Origin of the sequence: Litoribacter ruber (genome assembly GCF_018500185.1) — a bacterium.
GTDB lineage: Bacteria > Bacteroidota > Bacteroidia > Cytophagales > Cyclobacteriaceae > Litoribacter > Litoribacter ruber.
Window position 1 is genome coordinate 16,386 of the sequence record NZ_JAHBGI010000018.1, and the last position, 23,364, is coordinate 39,749.

Consider the following 23,364-nt stretch of genomic DNA (forward strand, 5'->3'; position numbering starts at 1 on the left):
TACCTAGTACTTTGTACCCATTCGTAAGTACGAAATTAGAAGTACGAGGTACGAAGGTGATTTCGGGTCAGCCACGGAATTAAATGATGAATGGTGAAGTGAAAAAAAGGGCAAGTAAACCATAAACCAGGCCGAAGGCCGAATAAACTATAAACAAAAAAGTAAGCGGCATCGCACCGCTACGACCGCCTACCCTTGCTTCCTTCCGGACCTGGGGGATTCAGCGGGAGCTGGTCGTGCCGCTTGAGTACAAAGGTAGATAAAAAGCCTTCTATTCCAAACGCAAGGGCGAAAATAACTTCAGGTAAACAACTAACGTATTATAAATCAAGGCCAAAAAATGGCAATAAAATTGTTATAAATGCATTTATGAAAAAACTACTCATTCTCCTCAGCTTTGTAACCCTTGTAAGCTCCTGTGCTATTTTTGCCCAACGCGATGAATACCGGTTGGGAATGTCGGAAAACCAATTCCTAAGAAGAAACCCACATGCCGTCATCAGCCAACTTGACGGCGAAACGAAAGTGTACAGGGTGCAGCGGGATGAGCGCTTTTATGTGTTGGCCACTTTTGTAAATCAGGAACTGACCAACGTGGAAGAAAGAGAAGTAGCCCCATTATGGCACCGCAACAATGAGCAGCCCGACCAATAATGGTTAAGCCAGGCCTTTCAAATGGAGGTTAAATTCCAGCGGGCTGCAGCTTTCAAACTCGTCCTCGGCAAGATCTTCGAGCACTTCATCGTCAAACTCCATTTCGGTTTTTTCAACTTTGCCGTCAGGGTGGATGATGAGCTCGGTGCCGGTCCAGTCAGCAGGATTGACTTTAACCAAGACCTTGTAATCTTCAAAAGTTCTTTTAAAGTACTGAGAAATAGGTTGTGACATTTTATTTGAAATTTTAATGTAAATTATTTTAGTAAAATTAAAAGGTTTTTTACATTTGCCTTAACTATTGTTCATATGTTTTTAAATCAAACTCAATATTGGTGGTGGCATCATCTGCTTTCTAAAGAAGGAGACCGGCATGCTATACCCAATAGTATTTGAGTGATTAATGATATTTACCATTAAGGGCTTGCTGGCTAACAGTAAGCCCTTTTTTATTTTGTTTTAATCCAATATGAAAAAAATACACATCCATACCCGTTACAAAAAACTGCTTGCCGACACCCTGACACCGGTGAGCCTCTACCTGCAGGTGAGGGACAGGTATTCCAACCCCATCTTGCTGGAAAGCTCGGATTACCACGGGCAGGAAAACAGTTATTCTTACATCTGCTTTGATCCCTTGGCCTCCTTTTCCTTCTCGGGAGGTAAAGTAACCGAAAGGTTCCCCAAAGATGAAAAAGTGACGTATGAGCTACCTAAAGGCCAACGGCTGATGGACAAACTCCGGGAGTTTTCCGGAAAGTTTGAGGCCGAAAAATTGGGCTTCAAATTTATCAGCAACGGCCTTTTTGGATACTCCCAATATGATGCGGTGAGCCAGTTTGAGGATATCCAACTGGAAAACCCACAGCCTTCCAGTATCCCCACCCTGCACTATGCGGTTTACCGCTTTGTGATCGTGGTCAACCATTTCAAAAACGAACTTTACATCTTTGAACATTCCGTAAACGGACAGGATAGCAGGATACCGGAGATCGAAAGGCTTCTCGAAAGCCGCAACATTCCCTCTTACAGCTTCAGGCTGGAAGGCGAGGAGAGCAGCAACTATACTGATGCGGAATTTTTGGAGATTCTCAAAAGTGGCCAGGAGCATTGTTTTAGGGGGGATGTGTTTCAGATCGTGCTCTCCAGGATGTTCAAATCAGCCTTTAAGGGTGACGAATTCAATGTGTATAGGGCGCTTCGCTCCATAAATCCCTCTCCATACCTTTTCTATTTCGACTATGGCTCCTACAAGGTTTTTGGCAGTTCTCCCGAAGCCCAGATCGTGGTCAACGGTCGCACGGCCACCATATACCCAATTGCCGGAACCTTCAAGAGGACAGGGAATGATTTGGCAGATGCGGAATTGGCCCGTAAGCTTTACGATGATCCCAAGGAAAATTCGGAGCACGTGATGTTGGTTGATCTTGCCAGAAATGACCTGAGCAGAAGCTCCGAAGAGGTCAAGGTGGAGGTTTTCAAGGAAATCCAATACTACAGCCATGTGATCCATTTGGTGTCAAAAGTTACCGGAAGGCTGCCCCAAGGTGCCAACCCGCTTCAGTTGGTAGCAGACACCTTTCCCGCCGGCACCTTGTCGGGGGCACCAAAATACAAAGCCATGCAGCTCATTGATGAACTGGAAAACACCAGCCGGAAATTCTACGGGGGTGCCATCGGATATCTGGGATTCAATGGGGATTTCAACCACGCCATCCTGATCCGGTCCTTTGTGTCGGAAAACAACCACCTCCGCTATCAGGCTGGGGCGGGCGTGGTTGCCAAATCCTCCATTGAAAGCGAATTGCAGGAAGTGAACAATAAATTGGAAGCCTTGAGAACGGCTCTTAAAATGGCTGAAGAAGTATAAACTATGAAACTACTCGTATTAGATAATTACGATTCCTTCACCTACAACTTGGTCTACATCCTCCGTGAACTGGGTTTGGGACCGAAGATGGATGTGTATAGAAATGACAAAATCAGCCTTGCCGATGTGGAGGCATATGATAAGATCCTTTTGTCTCCAGGTCCGGGCATTCCTTCTGAAGCCGGCATCATGCCCGAAGTCATTAAACAATATGCCTCAACAAAAGATATTCTAGGGGTGTGCCTCGGCCATCAGGCCATCGGCGAGGCTTTCGGCGCCTCCCTAACCAATCTTTCTGAAGTAGTACATGGGGTGGCTTCTGAAGTTAAAGTTCAGGAAGACAGTTTGTTTATTGGTTTGCCTCAGCGATTCAAGATAGGGAGATATCATAGTTGGGTGATCGATGAATCCACATTGCCCGCTGAACTGGAAGTAATTGCCAAGACCCCGGACGGCCAGGTGATGGCCATCAGGCATAAAGAATATAGGCTGCGCGGCGTCCAGTTTCACCCAGAAAGCATTATGACGGAGTGGGGGAGAGAGGTGATGGAAAATTGGATTCAGAGTACCAAGTACCAAGTACCAGGTACCAAGTAGGACCGGTCAAAAACGCAATTATATACTTAATACATAGTACCCAGTACTTTGTACAATATTTAAAAAAAATGAAACAAATACTGAATCAACTTTTTGAGCACCGGACCCTATCCAAGGAGCAGGCCAGGGATGTATTGAAAAACATTACCAGTGGGGTGTATAATCCCAGCCAGATGGCCGCTTTCATGACCGTTTATCTGATGAGAAGCATCACCGTGGAAGAGCTCATGGGTTTCCGTGAGGCCATGTTGGAGCTATGCAATCCCGTGGACTTGGACGGATATGATGCCATAGACCTTTGCGGCACGGGGGGTGACGGGAAGGATACCTTCAATATTTCCACCCTTTCCTCCTTTATCGTGGCGGCTTGTGGGCAGCCAGTTGCCAAGCATGGCAACACCGGGGTGAGCTCCATTTGCGGTTCGTCCAATCTGCTGGCCTATTTTGGGTATGAATTTACGGCAGATCAGGGGCTTTTGAGAAAAAATCTGGACGAGGCCGGTATCTGTTTTTTACATGCGCCCTTGTTTCATCCAGCCATGAGAAATGTGGGACCAATCCGAAAGGAACTGGGGGTGAAAACATTCTTCAACATGCTGGGCCCCATGGTGAACCCCAGTTTTCCTAAAAAGCAACTGGTAGGCGTATTTAGCCTTGAACTGGCCAGGCTTTATGGCTACCTCTATCAAAACAACCAAGTGCAGTTCAGTGTGCTACATGCCTTGGATGGCTACGATGAAGTTTCCCTCACGGGGGATTTCAAGGTGATTTCCAATCGGGGAGAGGAAGTGCTGACTCCCGAGGATTTGGGCTTTGAAAAGCTGGAAGCTTCCAGCATCAAAGGAGGAGAAACGATTGAGGAGTCTGCCAAGATTTTCGAAAGCATTTTAAAAGGAAAAGGAACAAAGGAACAAAATGCGGTTGTTATAGCCAATTCATCCTTAGCCTTAATGACAGGCAGACCAGAACTTTCCCGTGAGGAAGCAGTAAGCCAAGCATCTGAAGCCCTAAAGAGCGGAAAGGCCCTGACGGCATTCAAAAGTCTCATCAACCCCAAAACAAGTATCTCTTTAGCATAAACCTATTACCTATGAATATTTTAGACAAAATAATATCACACAAAATAAAGGAAGTTGAGGAGCGCAAGAGTCTTGTTCCCGTGAAGTTTTTGGAACAAAGCATCTTTTTCCCCAACCAGGTGGTTTCCATGAAAAAGTACGTGTGCAATCCCGAAAAAACGGGCATAATCGCTGAGTTCAAAAGGAAATCTCCTTCCAAAGGAATAATCAATGATTCTGCTAAGGTGGAGGCCACGAGCATTGGCTATATGCAAGCCGGAGCCTCGGGATTATCCATCCTGACGGATACGGAGTTTTTTGGTGGAAAGAATGATGACCTGACCATGGCCAGGAAATTCAACTTTTGCCCTATTCTGAGAAAAGATTTTGTGATTGATGAATATCAGTTGGTAGAGGCAAAGGCCATTGGGGCTGACTGTGTGTTGCTAATAGCAGCGGCATTGGAGCCAAATAGGTTGAAGAGCTTAGCAGCAACCGCCAAATCATTGGGGCTGGAAGTGCTGATGGAGGTTCACGATGCCGAGGAGCTGGAAAGGTCAATTTGCGATGACCTGGACTTGGTGGGGGTGAATAACAGGAGCTTGAAAACCTTTGAGGTGTCAGTGGAAAACTCTCTTTCCCTAGTGGATGTCATTCCGGATAAATTTGTCAAGATCTCCGAAAGCGGCATTTCTGACCCTGAGGTAATGCTACAGCTGAAAAAGGCCGGGTTTGATGGGTTTCTGATCGGGGAAAACTTCATGAAGGCCTCCAACCCGCAGGAAGCTGCTTACCAGTTTATGAAACAATACAGACGTTTACTTAAAAACCAAACCATAACAAAATGATCATAAAAGTCTGTGGATTAAAAGACACTGAAAACGTGAACAGCTTGCTGCAAAGCTGCAGCCCAGATATGTTGGGGATGATTTTTTATTCCAAATCGCCAAGGTTTATTGGAGAAAGTGTTCATAAAAGCAATTTTTTCAGTTCCCAAGGGCAGGATAGAGTGGGGGTATTTGTGGACAGTGCCTTTTCTGAGATCCTGAAAACTGTTCAGGAATTTCAATTGGATGTCATTCAGCTCCATGGGAATGAAGATGCCGATTTTGTCAAAAATATCAAAGAGGCATTGGACGTAAAGGTGATCAAGGTTTTCAGAATCGGCAAAGAGCTGCGCATGGAGGATTTGAGGCCGTTTGATGGCTTGGCCGATTACTTCCTTTTTGATACCGAAACGAGCTCTTTTGGAGGTTCGGGAAGAAGGTTTGATTGGCAGCTTTTAGAAGCCTATGACCTTCAGACTCCCTATCTCCTGAGCGGCGGAATAGCCTCCGATGATGTGGGTGAACTGGTTGAACTGCAGAAAAAGCATCCCAAAATGGCAGGGATTGACATCAATTCCAAGTTTGAGCTGGAGCCGGGTATCAAGGATGTGGAGCTGGTAAAGACTTTTGTAGAAAAACTTAGAGCACAAGAAAATGAAAATTGAAATAGATAAGAATGGGTTTTACGGCAAATTTGGTGGGGCTTACATCCCCGAAATGCTGTATCCCAATATAGAAGAGTTGAGGGATAGCTATCTGGGCATCATTGAAGATGAGGATTTTCAGAAGAAGTTTTATGACCTGCTCAAAGACTACGTGGGAAGGCCTACCCCTTTATATTTTGCCGCCAGGCTATCTGAAAAATACAAAGCCAAAATCTATCTCAAGCGCGAGGACCTCTGCCATACCGGGGCCCATAAGGTGAACAACACCATTGGTCAAATCCTCCTGGCCCAAAAGCTGGGCAAGAAAAGGATCATCGCCGAAACCGGTGCCGGGCAGCATGGGGTAGCGACAGCCACTGTTTGCGCCTTGATGGGAATGGAGTGCACGGTTTACATGGGCGAGGTCGATATGGAGAGGCAAAAGCCCAATGTGGAGCGGATGAAGCTGCTCGGTGCCACGGTGGTGCCCGCCACATCCGGCAGCAAGACGCTCAAAGACGCCACCAACGAGGCCATGCGGCAGTGGATCAACAACCCTGTGGACACGCATTATATAATAGGTTCTGTGGTCGGCCCGCACCCTTACCCTGAGATGGTAGCCAAATTCCAGTCGGTGATCAGCGCAGAAATCAAAAAACAGCTGCAGGAAAAAGAAGGACGTGAAAATCCGGATATTGTCATTGCCTGTGTTGGTGGTGGCAGCAATGCAGCGGGTGCATTTTATCATTACTACAACACCCCTGGGGTGAGACTCGTAGCTGCCGAGGCAGCGGGCTTGGGAGTCAGCAGTGGCAAGTCAGCGGCCACTACAGCGCTAGGCAAGCTTGGCATCCTACACGGCAGCAGGACTTTGCTGATGCAGACGGAGGATGGACAGGTGGTGGAGCCCCATTCCATTTCCGCAGGACTTGACTATCCAGGTATAGGGCCAGTTCATGCCCATTTGTTTGATGTGGGTAGGGGAGAATTTGTGGCAGTGGAAGACAAGGATGCCATGAAGGCCGGTGTGGAGTTGAGTAAGCTGGAGGGGATCATCCCCGCGATCGAATCCGCCCACGCCCTCCATGCCTTGAACCAGATCGAATACAAACCCGATGACGTAATTGTGATCAACCTTTCCGGCAGGGGAGATAAGGATTTGGAGACGTATATTAAGTGGGGGGAATATTAAGTACTAAGTACTAAGTACTAAGTACTAAGTACAAAGTAGCTGCTTCGCGGCGAGATGAGGGAGGTGCTTGATTGCTGTGCAATCAAGGCACCTGTAATTATTGTGTGTGTTTGTACCTTGTACCTGGTACTTGGTACCTAGTACCCAAAATGATGAATTATGAAAACGGAGAACCGAATAGATACACTATTTAGAAACAAGCAAAAGAACGTCCTTTCCATATACTTTACGGCCGGATACCCGAAGCTGGAGGATACGGTGCCGGTGATGGAGGCCATAGAGGCTGGGGGAGCGGATATCATTGAGGTAGGGATGCCTTTTTCGGATCCCGTGGCCGATGGACCGACCATTCAGGAGAGCAATAAAATAGCATTGGATAACGGCATGTCCCTGAAGAAGCTTTTTGCGCAATTGGCCGAGATGAGAAAAACGGTGAGCCTTCCGGTAATCCTGATGGGCTATCTGAATCCCATTATACAGTTTGGGGTAGAAAAGTTCTGCCAAAAATGCCAGGAAGTGGGCGTGGACGGGCTGATTTTGCCTGACTTGCCCATGCAACAGTTTCTGGATGAATTCAAGGAGGTTTTTTCAAGGTTTGGCCTGAGAAACACCTTTTTGATCTCACCCCAAACCAGCGATGAGCGGATTAAAGCCATAGATGAGCATTCTGATAGCTTCATCTATATGGTTTCTTCCCACAGCATCACGGGTGCCAAATCCGGCATCACCCAGGAGCAGGAGAGGTATTTTGAAAGGGTAGGGCAATTGGGCATCCAGAACCCAAGGCTTATTGGATTTGGGATAAGCGACCACGAATCCTTTACAAAGGCTTCCAAACATGCCCATGGGGCGATTATCGGAAGTGCTTTTATCAAGGTTTTAAACAATGCCAGCCCAGAGAGTCTAAATAACGACATAGGAATTTTTATCAAAGGAATTAAGAACGGAGAATATGATTATACAAGTAAAGCCTGATATTTCTGACTCTCAGAAAGATCGGATCATTCAGGAGGCAAACCAGAGTGGATATAAGATTACGGAAGTCAAAACCCAGCTTTCCACCTACCTAATCGGTATCGGCAAAGCAAATTTTGACATCAGGAAACTCGGACTGCAGGAAGGGATTCAGGATATCCATATTGTTTCGGATGATTACAAGCTGGTTTCCAAGAAATGGAAAGCCAAGCCTACCTCGATTGACCTCGGGGATGGGGTCAGAATAAAGGATGGCGATATGGCGCTAATGGCCGGACCTTGCTCGATCGAGACCGAAGAACAGATCGTCAAAACCATTGAACACTTAAAAGCTACGGGAATCCAGATCATGCGTGGAGGGGTTTACAAGCCAAGAAGCAGTCCGTATGCCTTTAGGGGGTTAGGCATTGATGGCCTCAAGCTGTGGTATCAACATGCCAAGGCGGCAGGAATCAAGATAGTGACCGAAGTAATGCAGGTATCCCAAATTGAGGAAATGTATGACTATGTGGATATTTATCAGGTAGGGGCAAGAAATACCCAAAATTTTAACTTGTTGGATGAACTTGGACGAGTGGACAAGGCGGTGATGATCAAAAGGGGGATTTCAGGGACAATTGAGGAGCTTTTACAGTCGGCAGAATATGTTTTTTCAGGAGGGAATGAAAAGCTTATCCTGTGTGAGCGTGGCATCCGAACCTATGAGAAAGCCAGCCGGAATACCTTGGATCTGAATGCGGTACCGATACTCAAGCATAAATCCCATCTTCCAGTGGTAGTGGATCCATCTCACGGGATTGGTATTCGCCAGTTTGTGCCTCAGATGGCTTTGGCCGGTGTGATGTGCGGTGCCGACGGGATCATTTTCGAAACCCACGAGACGCCTGACCTGGCTTACTCGGATGGGCAGCAGACCCTGGATTTTGATCAAAGCACTAAGCTGGTCAAGCAGATCAAGGATGCGTTTGAGTTGAGGAAATCGTTTATATAGAAGTACGAGGGACGAGGTACGAAGTGCGAAGTGGCTGTAAATGGGCCACAAAGGCCACCAAGTTTTCACGAAGTTTCACGACTTGTCCCGAGCAGCGTAGCGAATCGGGAAAGGCCACTTCGCGTAGAAAAATTTAAAAGTTTGAGAAAAAAGTGTCAAGTAAATTTAGGACGTGACAGGTTCTCGCGCCCGGCAGGAGGTTGCTTACGAAAGTGCAGCGTGGTTGTCAGGGTTGTCCCGCCGTGGTTCGGCTTCGCCTCGCCGGCTCGGTTGTCGGAGTTGTCATTGTTCTANGGTTCTCGCGCCCGGCAGGAGGTTGCTTACGAAAGTGCAGCGTGGTTGTCAGGGTTGTCCCGCCGTGGTTCGGCTTCGCCTCGCCGGCTCGGTTGTCGGAGTTGTCATTGTTCTATGTACGGGTTATCACGGGCGGGGATGAAGGCCGATCAACGAGAACACTTTCGTACTTGGGCGCGAGAATAGAACAATGACAACCATGACAACCCAGGTCTGCGCAGCAGGCCGGGACAACATCCCGAATGCGCCTCCCCCGGGAGGCGCATTCGGGCGGACAACCACGTCGCTTTTGACCGAAATACGTAATCTCCGATACTCAAAAGTTTGCATTAATTGCAATAACTTCTTACTTTAGGGACATGAATCAGACCTATCACAGCTATAGCCATTATCATACTTCCTTTTGGGGATGAATGTTTGCTATTGCCTGTGAGTGAAAATATCAAGCCTAATCCCTCTTTGTATGGATTGGGCTTTTTTTATTTAAACTTAGCTATTGGATGAACGTTGAATTAATATGAACATAAACCCAATTAAGAAATGACTGCAAAACCGAAAGACTGGGTCTTTACTGACTCAAGGTTAAAAGACATGAGGCAGGATTACGATGCCTACACCGAGGAGGATTTTAAGGTCTGGAAGATTCTTTATGATAGACAGATCGTCAACCTACCCCAGGCTGCTTCCAAAGCATATCTGGAGGGTATCAAGGAAATCAACTTTACGGCTGACAAGATTGCCAACTTTGAGGAGGCCAATCAAAGACTTGCTAAATCCACCGGCTGGGCCATACAGGTGGTGCCGGGGCTGATCGACGACGATCTTTTTTTTGGGCTTTTGAACAACCGACGTTTTCCCTCTTCCACCTGGTTGAGAAAAATGGAGCAGCTGGATTATTTGGAAGAGCCAGATATGTTCCATGATGCCTTTGCCCATATGCCGCTGTTGACCAACCAGCCGTATGTGGACTTTTTGGAAAAACTAAGCGGAATAGCGCTAAAGCATATTGACAACCCTTGGGCCATACAGCTGCTTTCAAGGATCTATTGGTTTACCATTGAGTTTGGTTTGATCCGTGAAAACGGGGAATTGAGAATCTATGGTGCTGGTATCCTGAGTTCAGCAGGTGAGACCAAATTCAGCCTTTCCGATGAGCCAGCCCACTACGAATACGATGTGGAGAAAATCATGAGCACCGCTTATTGGAAAGATAAATTCCAGGACAAATACTTTATCATTGAAGGTTACGAGCAACTCTATGAATCCCTGCCGGAAATCGAGCGGGTACTCGAAAAAATGCTCGCCGAAACACCTGAAGAAGAAAGGAAGTTTTAGGCACTTGGCTCAAAAGGAACCTCGAGGTGATGGCAACTTCGAGGTTCTTTTAGTAAGAGAATTAACCGCAAAGACACAGAGAGGCGCAAATAGGGTGATGGGTGAAGTATTTACTAGAATAGGAAGATAAGGGTTCTTTTGAATAAAATTTTAGCCTTGAATCTTAGAAAACAATTAAAGCAAAATCCGCTTAATTAAGCAATAAGGTAAAGTGGGTATAAAAAGGCGGTAAAATCTAGATCAACTTGGTACATGGTACCTGGTACTTTGTACCCAAAAAATAACGTAAATAAATGCAAGTAGCAATAATAAAATACAACGCCGGCAATGTGAGGTCGGTGCTGTATGCGTTGGAAAGGCTGGGGGTGGAGGCTGTTCTGACGGATGATTTTGAAACCATCCAAAAGGCCGACAAAGTAATTTTTCCCGGTCAGGGGGAAGCCAGCTCGGCAATGAAGTATCTCAAGCAAAGGAATCTCGACCGGCTAATCAAAGACCTCAGGCAGCCCTTTTTTGGGGTTTGTCTTGGCCAGCAGTTGCTCTGCGAACATACCGAGGAAAATGATACCGAATGCCTGGGCATCTTTCCCATAAAAGTGAAAAAATTCCCGGCCTTTGACAAGGTCCCACATGTGGGCTGGAATTCTCTGGAAAACATGGATTCACCCCTATTCAAAGATCTGGAAGAGGATCCCTATACTTATTATGTGCATAGTTATTATGCGGAGCTTTCTCCCTATACTATTGCTACTACCCATTATATGCATGATTTTACGGCTTTGATCCATAAGGATAACTTCTATGCCATGCAGGCCCATCCCGAGAAAAGCGGTAAGGTGGGCGAAACGATCTTGAAAAACTTCTTAGCACTCTAATTTATTATAATGGAAATCATTCCCGCAATTGATATCATCGGGGGCAAGTGCGTGCGCCTAACCCAAGGTGATTATAGCCAACAGAAAACCTATCACGATTCCCCCTTGGAAATGGCCAAACGCTTTGAGCAGGCCGGGGTGAAGAGGCTGCATTTGGTAGACCTTGACGGGGCCAAGCAAAAGCAGATTGTCAACAAACAGGTCTTGGAAGATATTGCCCAAAACACTTCCCTGAAAGTTGATTTTGGGGGAGGCGTACAGTCTGATGAGGATATCGCATTGGCTTTCCGTTTAGGGGCGAGCCAGGTGACCGGTGGAAGTGTGGCCATAAGAAAACCTGACCTTTTTGACCGTTGGATCCGTGAATATGGGACTGAAAAAATCATATTGGGGGCAGATGCCAAGAACCGAAAAATAGCCATCGGCGGCTGGGAGGAAAGTACCGAATTGGATGTAGTGGAATTTATTTCATCATATATGAAAAAAGGACTGCGCTACGTCATTTGTACAGATGTAGCCAAGGACGGTCTTCTTCAGGGCCCCTCCTTGGAACTTTATGAAGAAATTATGGAAGAAGTGCCCGGGGTCAAGCTGATCGCCAGCGGCGGTGTTTCCTCCATGAAAGACCTGGAAGACCTGGAGAAAGTCGGCGTTTATGGGGCTATTGTAGGAAAGGCCTATTATGAAGGAAAGGTGACGTTGGAGGAGCTTGCAGCTTTCGGGAAGTGAGGATGACGGATGGAGTAACGTTTTGAAAAGGGACACAGAGTTTCTCTTAGCGGAAAACGGTCACAATGGACACAAAGAAAAAGAAGAGCACAAAGGCTTTTTTGCGAAATTTGCCCCCTCCGCCCTCTAAAGGGGGGACTAACTAGCGTACTTAAAGTCAGTTAAGCTCCCCCTGTAGGGGGGGGGGGGCGAAAAAGGAAATCTAGTAACCATTTTGAAACAGTGGACTGTGGACTGACCGATGTCAGCTGGTTGTAGTTAGTTCAATTACTTTTGCCGAGTAGATTGGCTAAGATTAACCTCAGCTGATGGGAGTACTTGGTATCTGGTACTTAGACCCATTTTCAGACTGTCTTTTCGAAATGATGAATAATTAATGGTAAATGATGAATAATGAAGTTACATGTTGACTAAGAGAATAATACCGTGCCTGGATATCAAAGAAGGCAGGACGGTAAAGGGGGTGAATTTTGTGGAGTTGAAAGATGCCGGGGATCCGGTGGAGCTTGCAAAAATATATTCTGATGAGGGAGCCGATGAGCTGGTTTTTTTAGACATCACCGCCACCGTGGACAAGCGCAAGACCTTGTTGGAGCTGGTGGAAAAGGTGGCCAAGGCGATTAATATTCCTTTTACTGTTGGTGGGGGAGTGAGTACGGTGGAGGACGTAAAAATGCTGTTGGGAGCTGGTGCCGACAAGATAAGCATCAATTCAGCAGCTGTTAAAAACCCTGCAATTATTGATGAAATGGCGGCAGAGTTCGGTAGCCAATGTATTATCGTGGCGATCGACACCAAGAATATCGATGGGATTGATTTTGTGCATACCCACGGCGGTAGAAAGCCGACGATTTTGAAAACTCAATCCTGGGCCAAGGAGGTTTCCGATAGAGGAGCGGGTGAGATTCTTCTGACCTCCATGGATCATGATGGGACAAAAAACGGCTTTGCAAATGAAATCACCAGTGAACTTTCCTCTATGCTGCCGATTCCAATTATTGCTTCAGGCGGAGCGGGGAAAATGGTGCATTTTTGGGATACCTTCACCGCTGGCAAAGCTGATGCGGCTCTGGCGGCTAGTATATTTCACTTTAAGGAGATAGGCATCCCGGAATTGAAGGAGTATTTGAGTGGTAGAGGGGTGAGTGTGAGGACTACATTTTAACGAAAGCTACTTCATCATTCATCATTCGCTATTCACCATTCATTATTATTTAATGATGCTGTCATATAGGATAGAATAATGAATAAAGAATGATGAATAATGAATAATGAAATAACCGATAAAAATGAAACTAAACATAGATTTCGAAAAAGTAAACGGGCTGGTGCCGGCGATAATCCAGGATGCTTTCAGCAACAAGGTGCTGATGTTGGGATACATGAACCAGGAGGCCATTGACAAGACGGTGGAAACGGGAAAGATGACTTTCTTTAGCCGGACAAAAGGACGGCTTTGGACCAAAGGGGAGACCTCTGGGAATTTTCTCAACCTTGTTAGCATGGAGGTCGATTGTGATCAGGATGCCCTGCTTGTAAAAGTTGACCCTGTGGGACCCGTGTGCCATACGGGAGATGATACCTGCTTCAAGGAAGAAAACCGGTCCAAAACGGCTTTTATCGATCACCTAAGAACGGTAATCAAAGACCGCAAGGAAAACCCAAACGACAAAAGCTACACCTCTTCCCTGTTTGAAAAAGGCATCAACAAAGTGGCCCAAAAAGTAGGGGAGGAAGCCGTAGAGATTGTGATTGAGGCCAAGGATGATAATAAGGAGTTGTTCATGGGTGAGGCAGCGGATTTACTTTTTCACTACCTGATTTTGCTGGAAGCTAAAGGCTACAGCCTTGATGAGGTAATGGAGGTGCTGATGGCGAGGCATAAGAGTTGATGTTATGAAAACACCCTGGCAATAGCGCCAGGGTGTTTGGTTTTAGAGCGAGTTTAATAAGCTGGGAATTCTTTTTGAAGGCCGGTGAAGGAGTCAATCATTTCCCATGTTGGCTGGTAGGTGATGATCCTGGCCCCAGGGGAATGCACACTGCCGGTGCGGATGTAGTCTATGGCTGCCTTGTACCTTCTTTCCTGCGGGTTGCCCCAATCCCTTGAGGGATCATCTGCCACTTGGAAGTCTACCGGGAAACCGTCAAAATATTCCGCCCTTCCATTCGCATTTGCCGAAGCAAAGGTGATGGGGACTAATTCCACGTTGTTGTCTTTTAGTGTTTTGTTGTAGCTTGATAGGGGGAAAGATCCCACAGGTTTACCATAGGTATTGGCCCCAATTAGTACTACCTCCATATAGGGCGTCAGACAGTTGATCAGCAACTCACTGGCTGAGGCCGAACTGCGTGATGTAAGCACAATTAGCCTGTTCAGATTCAGGTTGCCCTTTTTCTCAAATTTTTTACTGCTGTTTTGACTGCTTTTTGAATTGTTCAGGGTGTTGGTGTACATGGTTTGGCCATTGGCATGGGAGGGCACCAGGTAATTAAGAATCTGTTCGGTCACGCCCACGGACCCGCCTCCGTTGTACCGGAGGTCGAGGACAAGTTCATCCACATTTTGGCTGATGAAATAGTTGAGGGTTTGATCCACTTCCACGCTGGAAGCTGGCGTGGTGCCAGCGGTAGCCCTAAAGCTGTTGTAGACCCAGTAGCCTATATTTTTTCCATCCAGTGAAACCACGGATCGGTGAAGGACTGAGTTGCTTTGGTATTCTGCTTTTCCCAGAGTTTTGACTACTTCCGTACCATCAGGAAGCAAAAATTTGAAGGTGTTGGTGATGCCCGTTTCGTTTGGCCCCAACTGGAAATTATAGCTTCCATTGGATTGCTTATAGGAAGAAATTGGCTTGCCGTTTACTTCAAGTACTCGCCAGCCCCTTTGCCAATTGTCCTTTCCGGCAGGTGCTTCCTTGTAAACAAAAAGTAAGTAAAGATGCTCGTTTTCATCAAAGCCCCAACCAAAGCCATGTCCGGCATTTTGTCCCGTAAAGGCGCGGGTGAAGGCATCGGGTGTGGTCAGATAGGACCAGCGGTCCAAGGGTGCATGGATGATGGAGGATAAAAGGTCCTCATTGGAAGAAAACTGGGTTGGGTCTGTCCCCTGGGGCAATTTGTCGTTCCAAAAGTACCATTCCTGCATACTTCTGAATATAGCCGTTTTGACCCTGTCCTCCATCATCTGGGGATCATCTACTTCGGGCGTACAGGAAGCTACCAAAAAGATGATTGGTAGGAAGAACTTCCATTTATTTATCCATGTTTTCATACTATTTCAAAAGAAAATAATGGGGTTGATATTCTTAACGAATAAAGTCATTAAATGTATGAAAAAAATATGATTAGTTGCTGTTGTAAAATAAACTTTGGGGTATAGAGATTGAAGACCGAAGACCGAAGACGGGAGGGAGGCAGGAGACGGGAGATAGAAAATGGTGGGGATTAACTAACGATAACATATTTAACCACATTTATTCCTTCACACGACAAACTTCTGGGTGTGTAATCCTGTTTAGCATGTGAAGAATCAAACACTTATGGAAAATCAAGAAGAGAATAAAGTTGAATTAAAGGACAGAAGAACTGAGATCGTGGAGGCCTATGTGCATTATGTGCTTGAGCATGGCCGCGAACCTGTTTCGGTTTTCAAGTTTGTCAAAAGTCTCGGAATGAAAGAGGAAGAGTTTTATGAATACTTTACCTCCTTTGCTTCCATCAAATCAGCCGTTTGGGAAAAGATAATTGATGACACGGTGCGGGGAATGGAGTCTCAGGAGGTGTATCAGGAATATTCCGCCAGAGAGAAAATGCTATCTTTTTACTTTACCCTAGTGGAGGAGCTTAAAAAACACCGAAGTTACCTGCTAAGCATGTATGAGGGGCATTTGAGTTTCAAAAGAAATGTGCCTATGGAGCTGAAGGGCTTTAAGGAGAAGTTCAAGGCGTTTTCCGCAGATGTGATCTTGGAGGGGAAAGAAAATGAGGAGATAGCAGACCGTTCATTTATTTCAGACCGCTATGAAGATGCCTTGTGGCTTGAAACCCTGTTTATCTTGCAATATTGGTTGAAGGATACTTCACCGGGTTTTGAAAAAACCGATGTGGCCATCGAGAAGTCGGTGAGCCTGGCTTTTGACCTGATGGGCAAAAGTGCGCTGGATTCCTTTTTGGATCTGGCCAAGTTTATTTACCAGTCCAAATAAAGATGAGCGATAAAAGCGAGAATTACAGAGAACAAGAACATATTCCCACTTCCAAGGTGCAACGGGCGACCAAGTTTTTTAAAACAGGCGCCAAGGTAGGAGGAAACTATGTGAAGCATTACGCAAAAAAAATGGTCAACCCAAATCTCACCAAGGAAGACCTTCATGCCAGCAATGCCGAGGATATCTACAGTTCCTTGAGCGAACTTAAGGGAAGTGCGCTGAAAGTGGCGCAGATGATGTCTATGGACAAAAACATCCTTCCTAGAGCCTATCAGGATAAATTTATGATGGCCCAGTATAGTGCGCCGCCATTATCCTATCCCTTGGTGGTAAGAACTTTTCAGAAAAGTTTGGGAACCACCCCAGAGGCTCTTTTCGAATCCTTTACCAAATCAGCGGTAAACGCCGCCTCCATGGGGCAGGTGCATCAGGCTGAAAAAGAAGGGAAGAAATATGCGGTCAAAATTCAGTACCCGGGTGTGGCCGAAAGCGTGAGTTCAGACCTGAAAATGGTTAGGCCATTTGCCTACCGGCTGCTGAACATGAATGAAAAGGAGCTCGACCACTATATGGAAGAGGTGGAGGAAAGGCTGCTTGAAGAAACGGATTATGTGCTTGAGGTACAGCGTTCCGAGGAGATCAGTCAGGCCTGCAGCCATATTCCAGATCTATACTTTCCCAATTATTATCCCGAATGGAGCAGCGACCGGATCATCACCATGGATTGGATTGATGGCAAGCACATCAAGGAATGGATGCTCACCAACCCTTCCCAAGAGGAAAGGGACCGGATAGGTCAGGCGCTATGGGATTTCTATAACCATCAGATCCATAATCTCAAAAAAGTGCATGCCGACCCGCATCCAGGTAATTTCATCATTCAAAAGGATGGAAAGTTAGGCATCATTGACTTTGGCTGTGTGAAAGTAATTCCAGAGGATTTCTATCAAGGTTATTTTTCTTTGATCAAAAGCGACCTGTTGATTAAAGAAGAGGAACTGGATAAAATCTTCTTTGATTTGGGCTTTATCAGCTACAAGGATACCGAAGATGAGCAAAAGTATTTCAAAGGGGTATTTAGAGCCATGATTTCCCTGTTGGGACGCCCTTTTCATTCGGAGAGCTTTGATTTTGCTGACGAAAGCTACTTCATGGAGATCTTTGAGATGGGCGACAGAATCGGCAACGACAAGATGTTCAAGAAATCCCGGCAGGCCCGCGGGTCCCGTCACGGGTTGTATATCAACCGGACTTACTTTGGGATTTATAACCTGCTACACCAGCTGGGAGCTAATATCAAAACCACCAAGCCGGAGTGGTTGGTGAAGTAGAGGAAAAAAAAATCCCTTCAGATTATCTGAAGGGATTTTTTCTATTACTGCACCAAACCTTCCTCTCTAAGTTGAGCCTTTATAGCATCCACATATTCACGGGCGAAGCGGGCATCGGTGGAGGGGTTCAAGGTTTTGGATTGTGCGCTCCATACCAGTTCTAGGGAAGCCGCGTCGTAGAGATTGGTTTCAATAAAATAATTCCTGTCAGTCTGATAATATCCCTGATTCCAGGCAGTGCCATACCAGTGATCAAAATAGCCGGGAAAGGAACCGTAATGCCTGAATGTCCCTCCGGGATGATACATGCGGCCGCCCGCACCGCCTGGCACGAACCTTTCTTCCTCATCCACATCTATCAAAGTGATGGTCAGAATACTTTCACACTCCGTTTCCCTGATGATTTCGACGAGTTGCTCTCTTTCTGGCTGACCCTCGTCAAAAAATGTTGGCTTGAAGGTGTCAATGCTTTTGGTGGTATTCACATTTCGTCCTGCAAGTCGATTGGCAAATTCTCCTTCCAGATTCTGTCTTAAGGAAAGGTCGTCCACGATTGCGGCCAAAAATATACTGTTGTATTGCTGGGTAGGTCGGTCGGTATCTCTCCACGAAGCGGTAACTTCTGTGGCCGTTCTACAAGACCCAAAGGTCAATAGGAGAAATAGGGTGACAATTAAATGACTTTTTTGCATAAATGTGTGGTTTAGTGGTAGGCATAAAATAACAAAGCCTGTTCCATTACAGAACAGGCTTTTAGTTAGCGTTGTTTAAATCTAATTCTGATAACTGATTCGATAGATGCAATTGGCCATGTCATCAGAAACCAGCAGACTGCCATCCTCTAGCTGAAGCACATCTACAGGACGGCCCCATACTTCCTGGGTAGCATCATCCAGCCAACCCTCTGCAAAAACCTCATGGCTATCTATTTGATCTGTTCCATTAAGGGATACAGTAGTTACGTTGTAACCAACCTTTTTACTTCGGTTCCAGGAACCGTGCTTGGCCAGGAAAATGGTGTTGTTGAATTCGCTCGGGAACATATCTCCTGTATAGAATCGCATTCCCAATGGAGCCACATGGGCACCCAAGTTTACCTTGGGCTTGGTATAATCTTCTTTGCCCTTTCCCTCACTGCCAAATTCAGGGTCTTTCACATCCCCGGCATGCCAGAAAGGATAACCGAAATGCATGCCTTTCTGAGGAGCGTGGTTTAACTCGCAATCTGGAATATCATCTCCCATCATGTCACGGCCATTGTCGGTAAACCACAATTCCTCGCTTTCGGGATGCCAATCGAAGCCCACGGAGTTTCTAACACCATGTGCAAAAACCTCCGGTTCTATATTTTCCGCATTTACATCAATCCGGGTTATAGAGGCATAGATCTCTTTCTCAGGATTACAAATGTTACAAGGAGCGCCTACTGGAATGTAGAGTTTGTCATCAGGGCCAAAGGCTATAAACTTCCAGCCATGGTGCTTATCTGTAGGATATTGATCAAAAAGCACTTCAAACGAGGGGTTTGCGAGTGTATTTTCAATATCCCTAAAGCGTAATACCCTGCTTACTTCAGCGACATAAAGATCCCCGTTTTTGAATGCCACGCCGTTGGGCATGTTGAGGTCTTCAGCCAAGGTATAGCGGTAGTCTGCCTTTCCATCACCATCCTCATCCAAAAGCGCAAATACTTTGTCTCCCTGTCGGTTACCTACGAAGATGACGCCATTGTCACTCTTGGCCAAAGAACGGGCATTGGGTACGTCTGCAGCCCATACTTCAATTTTGAAATTTTCAGGAAGCTTTATCTTGTCAAGATAAACTTCAGCTTCTGCATCAGTAATAGTCACCCGATTATCTCCTTCATCTGCAGTCACTCGGGTAGACTTTTGAGGGCTATCACAACTTACAGCCACACCGGCTATCAACAGCGATGCGAGCCATAGTTTTGGTTTGATCATGGTTTTTTCTTTTCTGATTGAAGGTTCAATATAAGAAAAAAGCGAAAAACTTGGCGGCTTTCCTTTATAAGCGGAAGAATCCTTATTTTTACATTATGATTTCAATTAACAATTTATCTTATTTCATCGGCGGTCGTGCCCTTTATGAAAATGCCTCTCTCCATATCAAGCCTAAGGACAAGATAGGCCTGGTAGGTCTCAACGGAACGGGCAAGTCTACTTTGCTCAAAATCATTTCCGGAGATTACCAGCCTTCCAGTGGTGAAATTCAAAAGTCGAAGGACTGTACCATAGGCTTTCTAAATCAGGATTTGCTCAGCTATCAGTCCGAAGACTGTATTTTGGAGGTTGCTTTGGAAGCTTTTAAGGAAACTTTGGCTTTGCAGGCTGAGATTGATGGGGTGCTGAAACAGATGGAAACGGATTATTCTGAGGAAATCATCAATAAACTTGCCCATCTGCAGGATAGGTTTGAAGCCAATGAAGGCTATACCATCAAGGCAAAAGCGGAAGAGGTGCTCGAGGGGATTGGGTTTTCTACAAAAGACCTAAGCAGGCCATTGAAGACATTTTCAGGGGGCTGGAGAATGAGGGTAATGCTGGCAAAACTGCTTTTGGAAAAACCTTCTTTGCTGATGCTCGATGAGCCTACCAACCACTTGGACTTACCTTCCATCCAATGGGTGGAAAATTACCTCAAGACTTATGAAGGTGCCGTGATTGTAGTCAGCCACGACCAAGATTTTTTGGATAATTGTATTGAAACTACTGTGGAGGTGTCGCAGCACACATTGACAGCCTATGCAGGGAATTATTCGTTCTACAAATCTGAGAAAAAGGAAAGGCAGGAAATCCAGCAGAACGCTTACGAAAATCAGCAGCAGATGATCAAGCAGACGGAGCGCTTTATCGAGCGCTTCCGTGCAAAAGCCTCCAAATCCAACCAGGTGCAGTCCAGGGTAAAAGCCTTGGAAAGAATGGATAAGGTTCATGAGGTGATAGATGATAATCTGGCGGTCAATTTTAAATTTAAGTTTTCCCAACAGTCGGGTAGGGATGTTGTGGTTCTTGAGGAAGTGTCAAAGGCCTATGGTGACATTCAGATTTTGAAAAACACTACAGCTAGAATCGAGAGAGGGGATAAAATTGCCCTGATAGGAGCCAATGGAAAAGGTAAATCTACTTTGCTAAGAATCATCGATGGCACAGAACCCATCCAAGGGGAAAGAAAAGAAGGATTCAATGTGATCAAGTCCTTTTTTGCGCAGCACCAATTGGAAGCCCTGAATGTGAATAATGAGATTTTGCAGGAAATGCTTCAGGCCGGCAGCAAGAAAACGGAAATGGAGTTGAGGAATGTGCTTGGCTGTTTTCTTTTTACCAATGATGATGTTTTTAAGAAAATCAAGGTGTTGTCGGGTGGGGAAAAAAGCCGGGTGGCCTTGGCCAAAACCCTGATCTCAGAAGCCAACTTTTTGCTTTTGGATGAGCCGACCAACCATTTGGACATGCAATCCGTAAATATCTTAATACAAGCCCTGCAGCAGTATGAGGGTACCTTTATCACAGTTTCTCACGACAGGCATTTTATCAGAGGGGTGGCTAACAAGATCTGGTATATCGAAAATCATCAAATCAAAGAGTATCTAGGTACTTATGAGGAATATGTGCAGTGGAAATCAACCCAGGTAGAAAAGCAGACTGTTCAAACTGTCCCTGCTGCGCAAAAGGAAAAACCTGCCCCAAAGAAAAAATCAGCGTCCACCTTTGAGCAAAACGAAATCAAGAAAATCGTCCGTCAACTGGAGAAAGAGCTTGAACATGTGGAGGCCCAGATCGCTGAAATAGAAATCCAAAAGGCCAGTTTGGAGGATGTTTTGGCAGATCAAAGCCTATACGAACGCCCTGAGGAGATGGAAAAGGTGAATAAAGAATATCACGCCGTGGTGGAAAAGGAAACCATATTAAACACCGAGTGGGAAAATCTCGCCGAGAAAATTGAGCAGCTTCAGGATCAGGTATAACCGCGATGCCGAGACAAAAATAGACGCAGAGTTTCACAGAGTTCAAATGGAGTTTCGCAGAACTTGTCCCGAGTAGCTTTTGCGTATCGGGAGGCCTCTTCGCAGCGAAAATTTTTGGAAATCTTGGTTCTCGGTCTCAGGTCTTCGGTCTTTAAAAAATAAATAATGATCAAAAACTACATACTACTATTCCTCTTCCTTTTTAGTAGCGCAGCTTTCGGCCAGCAGCTGGAGGATCGGGTATTTGAGGAGAACATACAGTCCGTGAGGCTTTATCCCAGAACCCAGGATTTTTCCAGCCAATTCAATTCAACCGTAATTTCCATGAACAACCCTGTTCCTCTGGTCTTGGAGTTTGATGATTTGGCCTATGATGCGGATATGTATTCGGCCAAGATCATCCATTGCGATGCAGATTGGACGCCGTCCAACTTAAGAGACAATGACTATCTTGACCAGTACAATGAGTTTAACGTCAACGATTACGAGTATTCCATCAATACCAGGATCCCCTACATTCATTACACCTTCCAGGTCCCAAGATTAAAACGTTCGGGAAATTATGTCTTGAAGGTTTACCGTGGGCGAAATGAAAAGGAGGCCATATTGACCAAGCGTTTCATGGTTTTCAATAACCAGCTGCCAGTAGGTGCCAGCATCGTGCCTCCAAGCCGGACAGAGGATAGGAGAGAGGGACAGCAACTCAACATCAATGTAAATTTCAATAACCGTGAACTGGTAGACCCAAGGTCCAATATTAAAGTGGTGATCCGCCAAAACCAGCGGTGGGATAATGCTATTTATGGTTTGACTCCGACCTTCATCAGAGAAGATCAGAAGATGATTGAATACCAGCTGTTTGACGGGAGCAATGTTTTTGAAGCTGGGAATGAATTTAGGTTCATTGACTTGAGGTATGTGCGGACGCGGGGGCAAAATGTCGCCAAAGTTGAAATGGAAGAGGATGTGGTTTTTGCCGAGGCGGGGGTAGACAAGAAGAGAAAAGGCTTGGCCTATGTGGAGTACATGGATATCAATGGGCAGTTTGGAATCATCAATGTGGAGCGCCAAAACCACCACCTAGAAAGTGAATACATGTTGGTCACATTTAATTTGGCTGCTGACGGACTTCCTACACCACCCGTGATCCTTGGCGCCCTGAGCAATTGGGGGCAGGAGCCAGAGGCACAGATGGAGTTGAATACCAAGACCAATACCTATCAGGCCACTCTATTGCTTAAGCAAGGCTGGTACGATTATCAATATGGCATTCCGACAGGCAAAGGGTATGACATGGAGTCCATCGAAGGCAACCATTTTCAGACAGAGAACGAGTACGAGGTTTTCATTTATTACCGTGACATGGGGTCAAGGTATGATGAGCTTATAGGGTACACGGTGGTGAATCCGAATAAGAGGAGGATTTAGCGAAGTACGAAGGTTAAGACGGAAGACGGAAGACCGGAGAGGAGTAACCGGAATAATGAATGGAGAATGATGAATGATGCTTGCCCGCCGGGGCGGGAATAATGAAGTAAGTTCTCGTAACACTGATGCCCCATCCGAAGAGTGAAGCTCTGAGGAAGGGACACGAGAGTAAGAACGTTGGATAACAAAAAAGCCTCAAAAGTGCTCCTCAAAGCGCCATGTCCTGCGGTGTACTCTTTGTACTTGGTACCTAGTACTTTGTACCCATACGTAAGAACGAAATTAGAAGTACGAAAAAGTTCAATGTGCAGCCACGTTTGGGTAATAATGAATGATGAATGTCGAATGATGAATAATGAAGTAAGTTC

General features: G+C 45.8%; 22 protein-coding genes and 1 other RNA gene. 18 read left to right on the forward strand and 5 right to left on the reverse strand.

Features of this window, described 5'->3' with window-relative positions:
- Positions 1–157 precede the first annotated feature (157 nt).
- Positions 158–248, reverse strand: an RNA gene (ffs, locus tag KIH41_RS16760) — signal recognition particle sRNA small type.
- A 121-nt stretch (positions 249–369) separates the two neighbouring features.
- Between ffs and KIH41_RS16765 the strand changes: the two genes are divergently transcribed.
- On the forward strand, positions 370–654 hold the full coding sequence (locus KIH41_RS16765; RefSeq protein WP_213945996.1) for a hypothetical protein: 285 nt from the start codon (positions 370–372) through the stop codon (positions 652–654).
- Positions 655–657: 3 nt separating this feature from the next.
- On the opposite strand, the gene KIH41_RS16770 is transcribed toward KIH41_RS16765, so the two are convergent.
- Entirely contained in the window at positions 658–888 is a 231-nt protein-coding gene (locus KIH41_RS16770) for a hypothetical protein (protein ID WP_213945995.1), read from the reverse strand.
- Positions 889–1,123: 235 nt separating this feature from the next.
- Between KIH41_RS16770 and KIH41_RS16775 the strand changes: the two genes are divergently transcribed.
- From KIH41_RS16775 to hisIE, 13 genes are all read left to right on the forward strand, one after another.
- Positions 1,124–2,524, forward strand: coding sequence for an anthranilate synthase component I family protein (locus tag KIH41_RS16775; RefSeq protein WP_214163143.1), 1,401 nt, complete (start codon positions 1,124–1,126; stop codon positions 2,522–2,524).
- A 3-nt stretch (positions 2,525–2,527) separates the two neighbouring features.
- On the forward strand, positions 2,528–3,121 hold the full coding sequence (locus KIH41_RS16780) for an anthranilate synthase component II (protein ID WP_214163144.1): 594 nt from the start codon (positions 2,528–2,530) through the stop codon (positions 3,119–3,121).
- Between the two features lie 68 nt (positions 3,122–3,189).
- Positions 3,190–4,200, forward strand: a complete 1,011-nt coding sequence (gene trpD, locus KIH41_RS16785; RefSeq protein WP_213945992.1) for an anthranilate phosphoribosyltransferase — start codon at positions 3,190–3,192, stop codon at positions 4,198–4,200.
- A gap of 11 nt (positions 4,201–4,211) precedes the next feature.
- Entirely contained in the window at positions 4,212–5,027 is an 816-nt protein-coding gene (gene trpC, locus KIH41_RS16790) for an indole-3-glycerol phosphate synthase TrpC (protein ID WP_213945991.1), read from the forward strand.
- A complete protein-coding gene (locus KIH41_RS16795) occupies positions 5,024–5,671 on the forward strand; it encodes a phosphoribosylanthranilate isomerase (protein WP_214163145.1) in 648 nt (215 codons plus the stop codon). Before trpC ends, KIH41_RS16795 begins: the two co-directional genes overlap by 4 nt.
- Positions 5,661–6,842: a tryptophan synthase subunit beta gene (gene trpB / locus KIH41_RS16800; RefSeq protein WP_213945989.1), complete on the forward strand. Its 1,182-nt coding sequence runs from the start codon at positions 5,661–5,663 to the stop codon at positions 6,840–6,842. The genes KIH41_RS16795 and trpB overlap by 11 nt, the downstream gene beginning before the upstream one ends.
- Before the next feature lie 159 nt (positions 6,843–7,001).
- Positions 7,002–7,817 carry a tryptophan synthase subunit alpha gene (gene trpA, locus KIH41_RS16805; RefSeq protein WP_214163146.1) on the forward strand — a complete coding sequence of 272 codons (816 nt, stop codon included), beginning with the start codon at positions 7,002–7,004 and terminating at the stop codon, positions 7,815–7,817.
- On the forward strand, positions 7,795–8,808 hold the full coding sequence (gene aroF / locus KIH41_RS16810) for a 3-deoxy-7-phosphoheptulonate synthase (protein ID WP_213945987.1): 1,014 nt from the start codon (positions 7,795–7,797) through the stop codon (positions 8,806–8,808). Before trpA ends, aroF begins: the two co-directional genes overlap by 23 nt.
- 834 nt (positions 8,809–9,642) lie before the next feature.
- Positions 9,643–10,437, forward strand: a complete 795-nt coding sequence (locus tag KIH41_RS16815) for a phenylalanine 4-monooxygenase (RefSeq protein ID WP_213945986.1) — start codon at positions 9,643–9,645, stop codon at positions 10,435–10,437.
- Positions 10,438–10,730: 293 nt separating this feature from the next.
- Entirely contained in the window at positions 10,731–11,312 is a 582-nt protein-coding gene (gene hisH / locus KIH41_RS16820; RefSeq protein ID WP_213945985.1) for an imidazole glycerol phosphate synthase subunit HisH, read from the forward strand.
- A gap of 9 nt (positions 11,313–11,321) precedes the next feature.
- Positions 11,322–12,041 (forward strand): 1-(5-phosphoribosyl)-5-[(5-phosphoribosylamino)methylideneamino]imidazole-4-carboxamide isomerase, encoded by a 720-nt coding sequence (gene hisA, locus KIH41_RS16825; RefSeq protein ID WP_214163147.1) that lies wholly within the window; start codon positions 11,322–11,324, stop codon positions 12,039–12,041.
- Between the two features lie 403 nt (positions 12,042–12,444).
- The gene (hisF, locus tag KIH41_RS16830) at positions 12,445–13,206 is read left to right on the forward strand and encodes an imidazole glycerol phosphate synthase subunit HisF (protein WP_213945983.1); all 762 of its coding nucleotides are present in this window, start codon (positions 12,445–12,447) and stop codon (positions 13,204–13,206) included.
- A 124-nt stretch (positions 13,207–13,330) separates the two neighbouring features.
- On the forward strand, positions 13,331–13,933 hold the full coding sequence (hisIE, locus tag KIH41_RS16835) for a bifunctional phosphoribosyl-AMP cyclohydrolase/phosphoribosyl-ATP diphosphatase HisIE (RefSeq protein ID WP_214163148.1): 603 nt from the start codon (positions 13,331–13,333) through the stop codon (positions 13,931–13,933).
- Between the two features lie 53 nt (positions 13,934–13,986).
- Here hisIE and KIH41_RS16840 read toward each other — a convergent pair whose 3' ends face one another.
- Positions 13,987–15,315, reverse strand: a complete 1,329-nt coding sequence (locus KIH41_RS16840) for a S41 family peptidase (protein ID WP_214163149.1) — start codon at positions 15,313–15,315, stop codon at positions 13,987–13,989.
- A 268-nt stretch (positions 15,316–15,583) separates the two neighbouring features.
- On the opposite strand from KIH41_RS16840, the gene KIH41_RS16845 reads away from it, so the two are divergent.
- Both KIH41_RS16845 and KIH41_RS16850 read left to right on the forward strand, forming a co-directional pair.
- The gene (locus KIH41_RS16845; protein WP_214163150.1) at positions 15,584–16,249 is read left to right on the forward strand and encodes a TetR/AcrR family transcriptional regulator; all 666 of its coding nucleotides are present in this window, start codon (positions 15,584–15,586) and stop codon (positions 16,247–16,249) included.
- Positions 16,250–16,251: 2 nt separating this feature from the next.
- Positions 16,252–17,583 (forward strand): ABC1 kinase family protein, encoded by a 1,332-nt coding sequence (locus KIH41_RS16850; protein WP_214163151.1) that lies wholly within the window; start codon positions 16,252–16,254, stop codon positions 17,581–17,583.
- 44 nt (positions 17,584–17,627) lie between these two features.
- Here KIH41_RS16850 and KIH41_RS16855 read toward each other — a convergent pair whose 3' ends face one another.
- A complete protein-coding gene (locus KIH41_RS16855) occupies positions 17,628–18,275 on the reverse strand; it encodes a hypothetical protein (protein WP_214163152.1) in 648 nt (215 codons plus the stop codon).
- An 81-nt stretch (positions 18,276–18,356) separates the two neighbouring features.
- Positions 18,357–19,544: a PQQ-dependent sugar dehydrogenase gene (locus KIH41_RS16860; protein ID WP_214163153.1), complete on the reverse strand. Its 1,188-nt coding sequence runs from the start codon at positions 19,542–19,544 to the stop codon at positions 18,357–18,359.
- 95 nt (positions 19,545–19,639) lie between these two features.
- Between KIH41_RS16860 and KIH41_RS16865 the strand changes: the two genes are divergently transcribed.
- A complete protein-coding gene (locus KIH41_RS16865) occupies positions 19,640–21,568 on the forward strand; it encodes an ABC-F family ATP-binding cassette domain-containing protein (protein ID WP_214163154.1) in 1,929 nt (642 codons plus the stop codon).
- Between the two features lie 165 nt (positions 21,569–21,733).
- Positions 21,734–22,996 carry a type IX secretion system plug protein gene (locus tag KIH41_RS16870; protein ID WP_213945973.1) on the forward strand — a complete coding sequence of 421 codons (1,263 nt, stop codon included), beginning with the start codon at positions 21,734–21,736 and terminating at the stop codon, positions 22,994–22,996.
- Positions 22,997–23,364: the final 368 nt, after the last annotated feature.

Coding starts and splice junctions, on each gene's coding strand:
- KIH41_RS16765 (WP_213945996.1), top strand. CDS start 370: ATGAAAAAACTACTCATTCTCCTCAGCTTTGTAACCCTTGTAAGCTCC.
- KIH41_RS16770 (WP_213945995.1), bottom strand. CDS start 888: ATGTCACAACCTATTTCTCAGTACTTTAAAAGAACTTTTGAAGATTAC.
- KIH41_RS16775 (WP_214163143.1), top strand. CDS start 1,124: ATGAAAAAAATACACATCCATACCCGTTACAAAAAACTGCTTGCCGAC.
- KIH41_RS16780 (WP_214163144.1), top strand. CDS start 2,528: ATGAAACTACTCGTATTAGATAATTACGATTCCTTCACCTACAACTTG.
- trpD (WP_213945992.1), top strand. CDS start 3,190: ATGAAACAAATACTGAATCAACTTTTTGAGCACCGGACCCTATCCAAG.
- trpC (WP_213945991.1), top strand. CDS start 4,212: ATGAATATTTTAGACAAAATAATATCACACAAAATAAAGGAAGTTGAG.
- KIH41_RS16795 (WP_214163145.1), top strand. CDS start 5,024: ATGATCATAAAAGTCTGTGGATTAAAAGACACTGAAAACGTGAACAGC.
- trpB (WP_213945989.1), top strand. CDS start 5,661: ATGAAAATTGAAATAGATAAGAATGGGTTTTACGGCAAATTTGGTGGG.
- trpA (WP_214163146.1), top strand. CDS start 7,002: ATGAAAACGGAGAACCGAATAGATACACTATTTAGAAACAAGCAAAAG.
- aroF (WP_213945987.1), top strand. CDS start 7,795: ATGATTATACAAGTAAAGCCTGATATTTCTGACTCTCAGAAAGATCGG.
- KIH41_RS16815 (WP_213945986.1), top strand. CDS start 9,643: ATGACTGCAAAACCGAAAGACTGGGTCTTTACTGACTCAAGGTTAAAA.
- hisH (WP_213945985.1), top strand. CDS start 10,731: ATGCAAGTAGCAATAATAAAATACAACGCCGGCAATGTGAGGTCGGTG.
- hisA (WP_214163147.1), top strand. CDS start 11,322: ATGGAAATCATTCCCGCAATTGATATCATCGGGGGCAAGTGCGTGCGC.
- hisF (WP_213945983.1), top strand. CDS start 12,445: ATGTTGACTAAGAGAATAATACCGTGCCTGGATATCAAAGAAGGCAGG.
- hisIE (WP_214163148.1), top strand. CDS start 13,331: ATGAAACTAAACATAGATTTCGAAAAAGTAAACGGGCTGGTGCCGGCG.
- KIH41_RS16840 (WP_214163149.1), bottom strand. CDS start 15,315: ATGAAAACATGGATAAATAAATGGAAGTTCTTCCTACCAATCATCTTT.
- KIH41_RS16845 (WP_214163150.1), top strand. CDS start 15,584: ATGGAAAATCAAGAAGAGAATAAAGTTGAATTAAAGGACAGAAGAACT.
- KIH41_RS16850 (WP_214163151.1), top strand. CDS start 16,252: ATGAGCGATAAAAGCGAGAATTACAGAGAACAAGAACATATTCCCACT.
- KIH41_RS16855 (WP_214163152.1), bottom strand. CDS start 18,275: ATGCAAAAAAGTCATTTAATTGTCACCCTATTTCTCCTATTGACCTTT.
- KIH41_RS16860 (WP_214163153.1), bottom strand. CDS start 19,544: ATGATCAAACCAAAACTATGGCTCGCATCGCTGTTGATAGCCGGTGTG.
- KIH41_RS16865 (WP_214163154.1), top strand. CDS start 19,640: ATGATTTCAATTAACAATTTATCTTATTTCATCGGCGGTCGTGCCCTT.
- KIH41_RS16870 (WP_213945973.1), top strand. CDS start 21,734: ATGATCAAAAACTACATACTACTATTCCTCTTCCTTTTTAGTAGCGCA.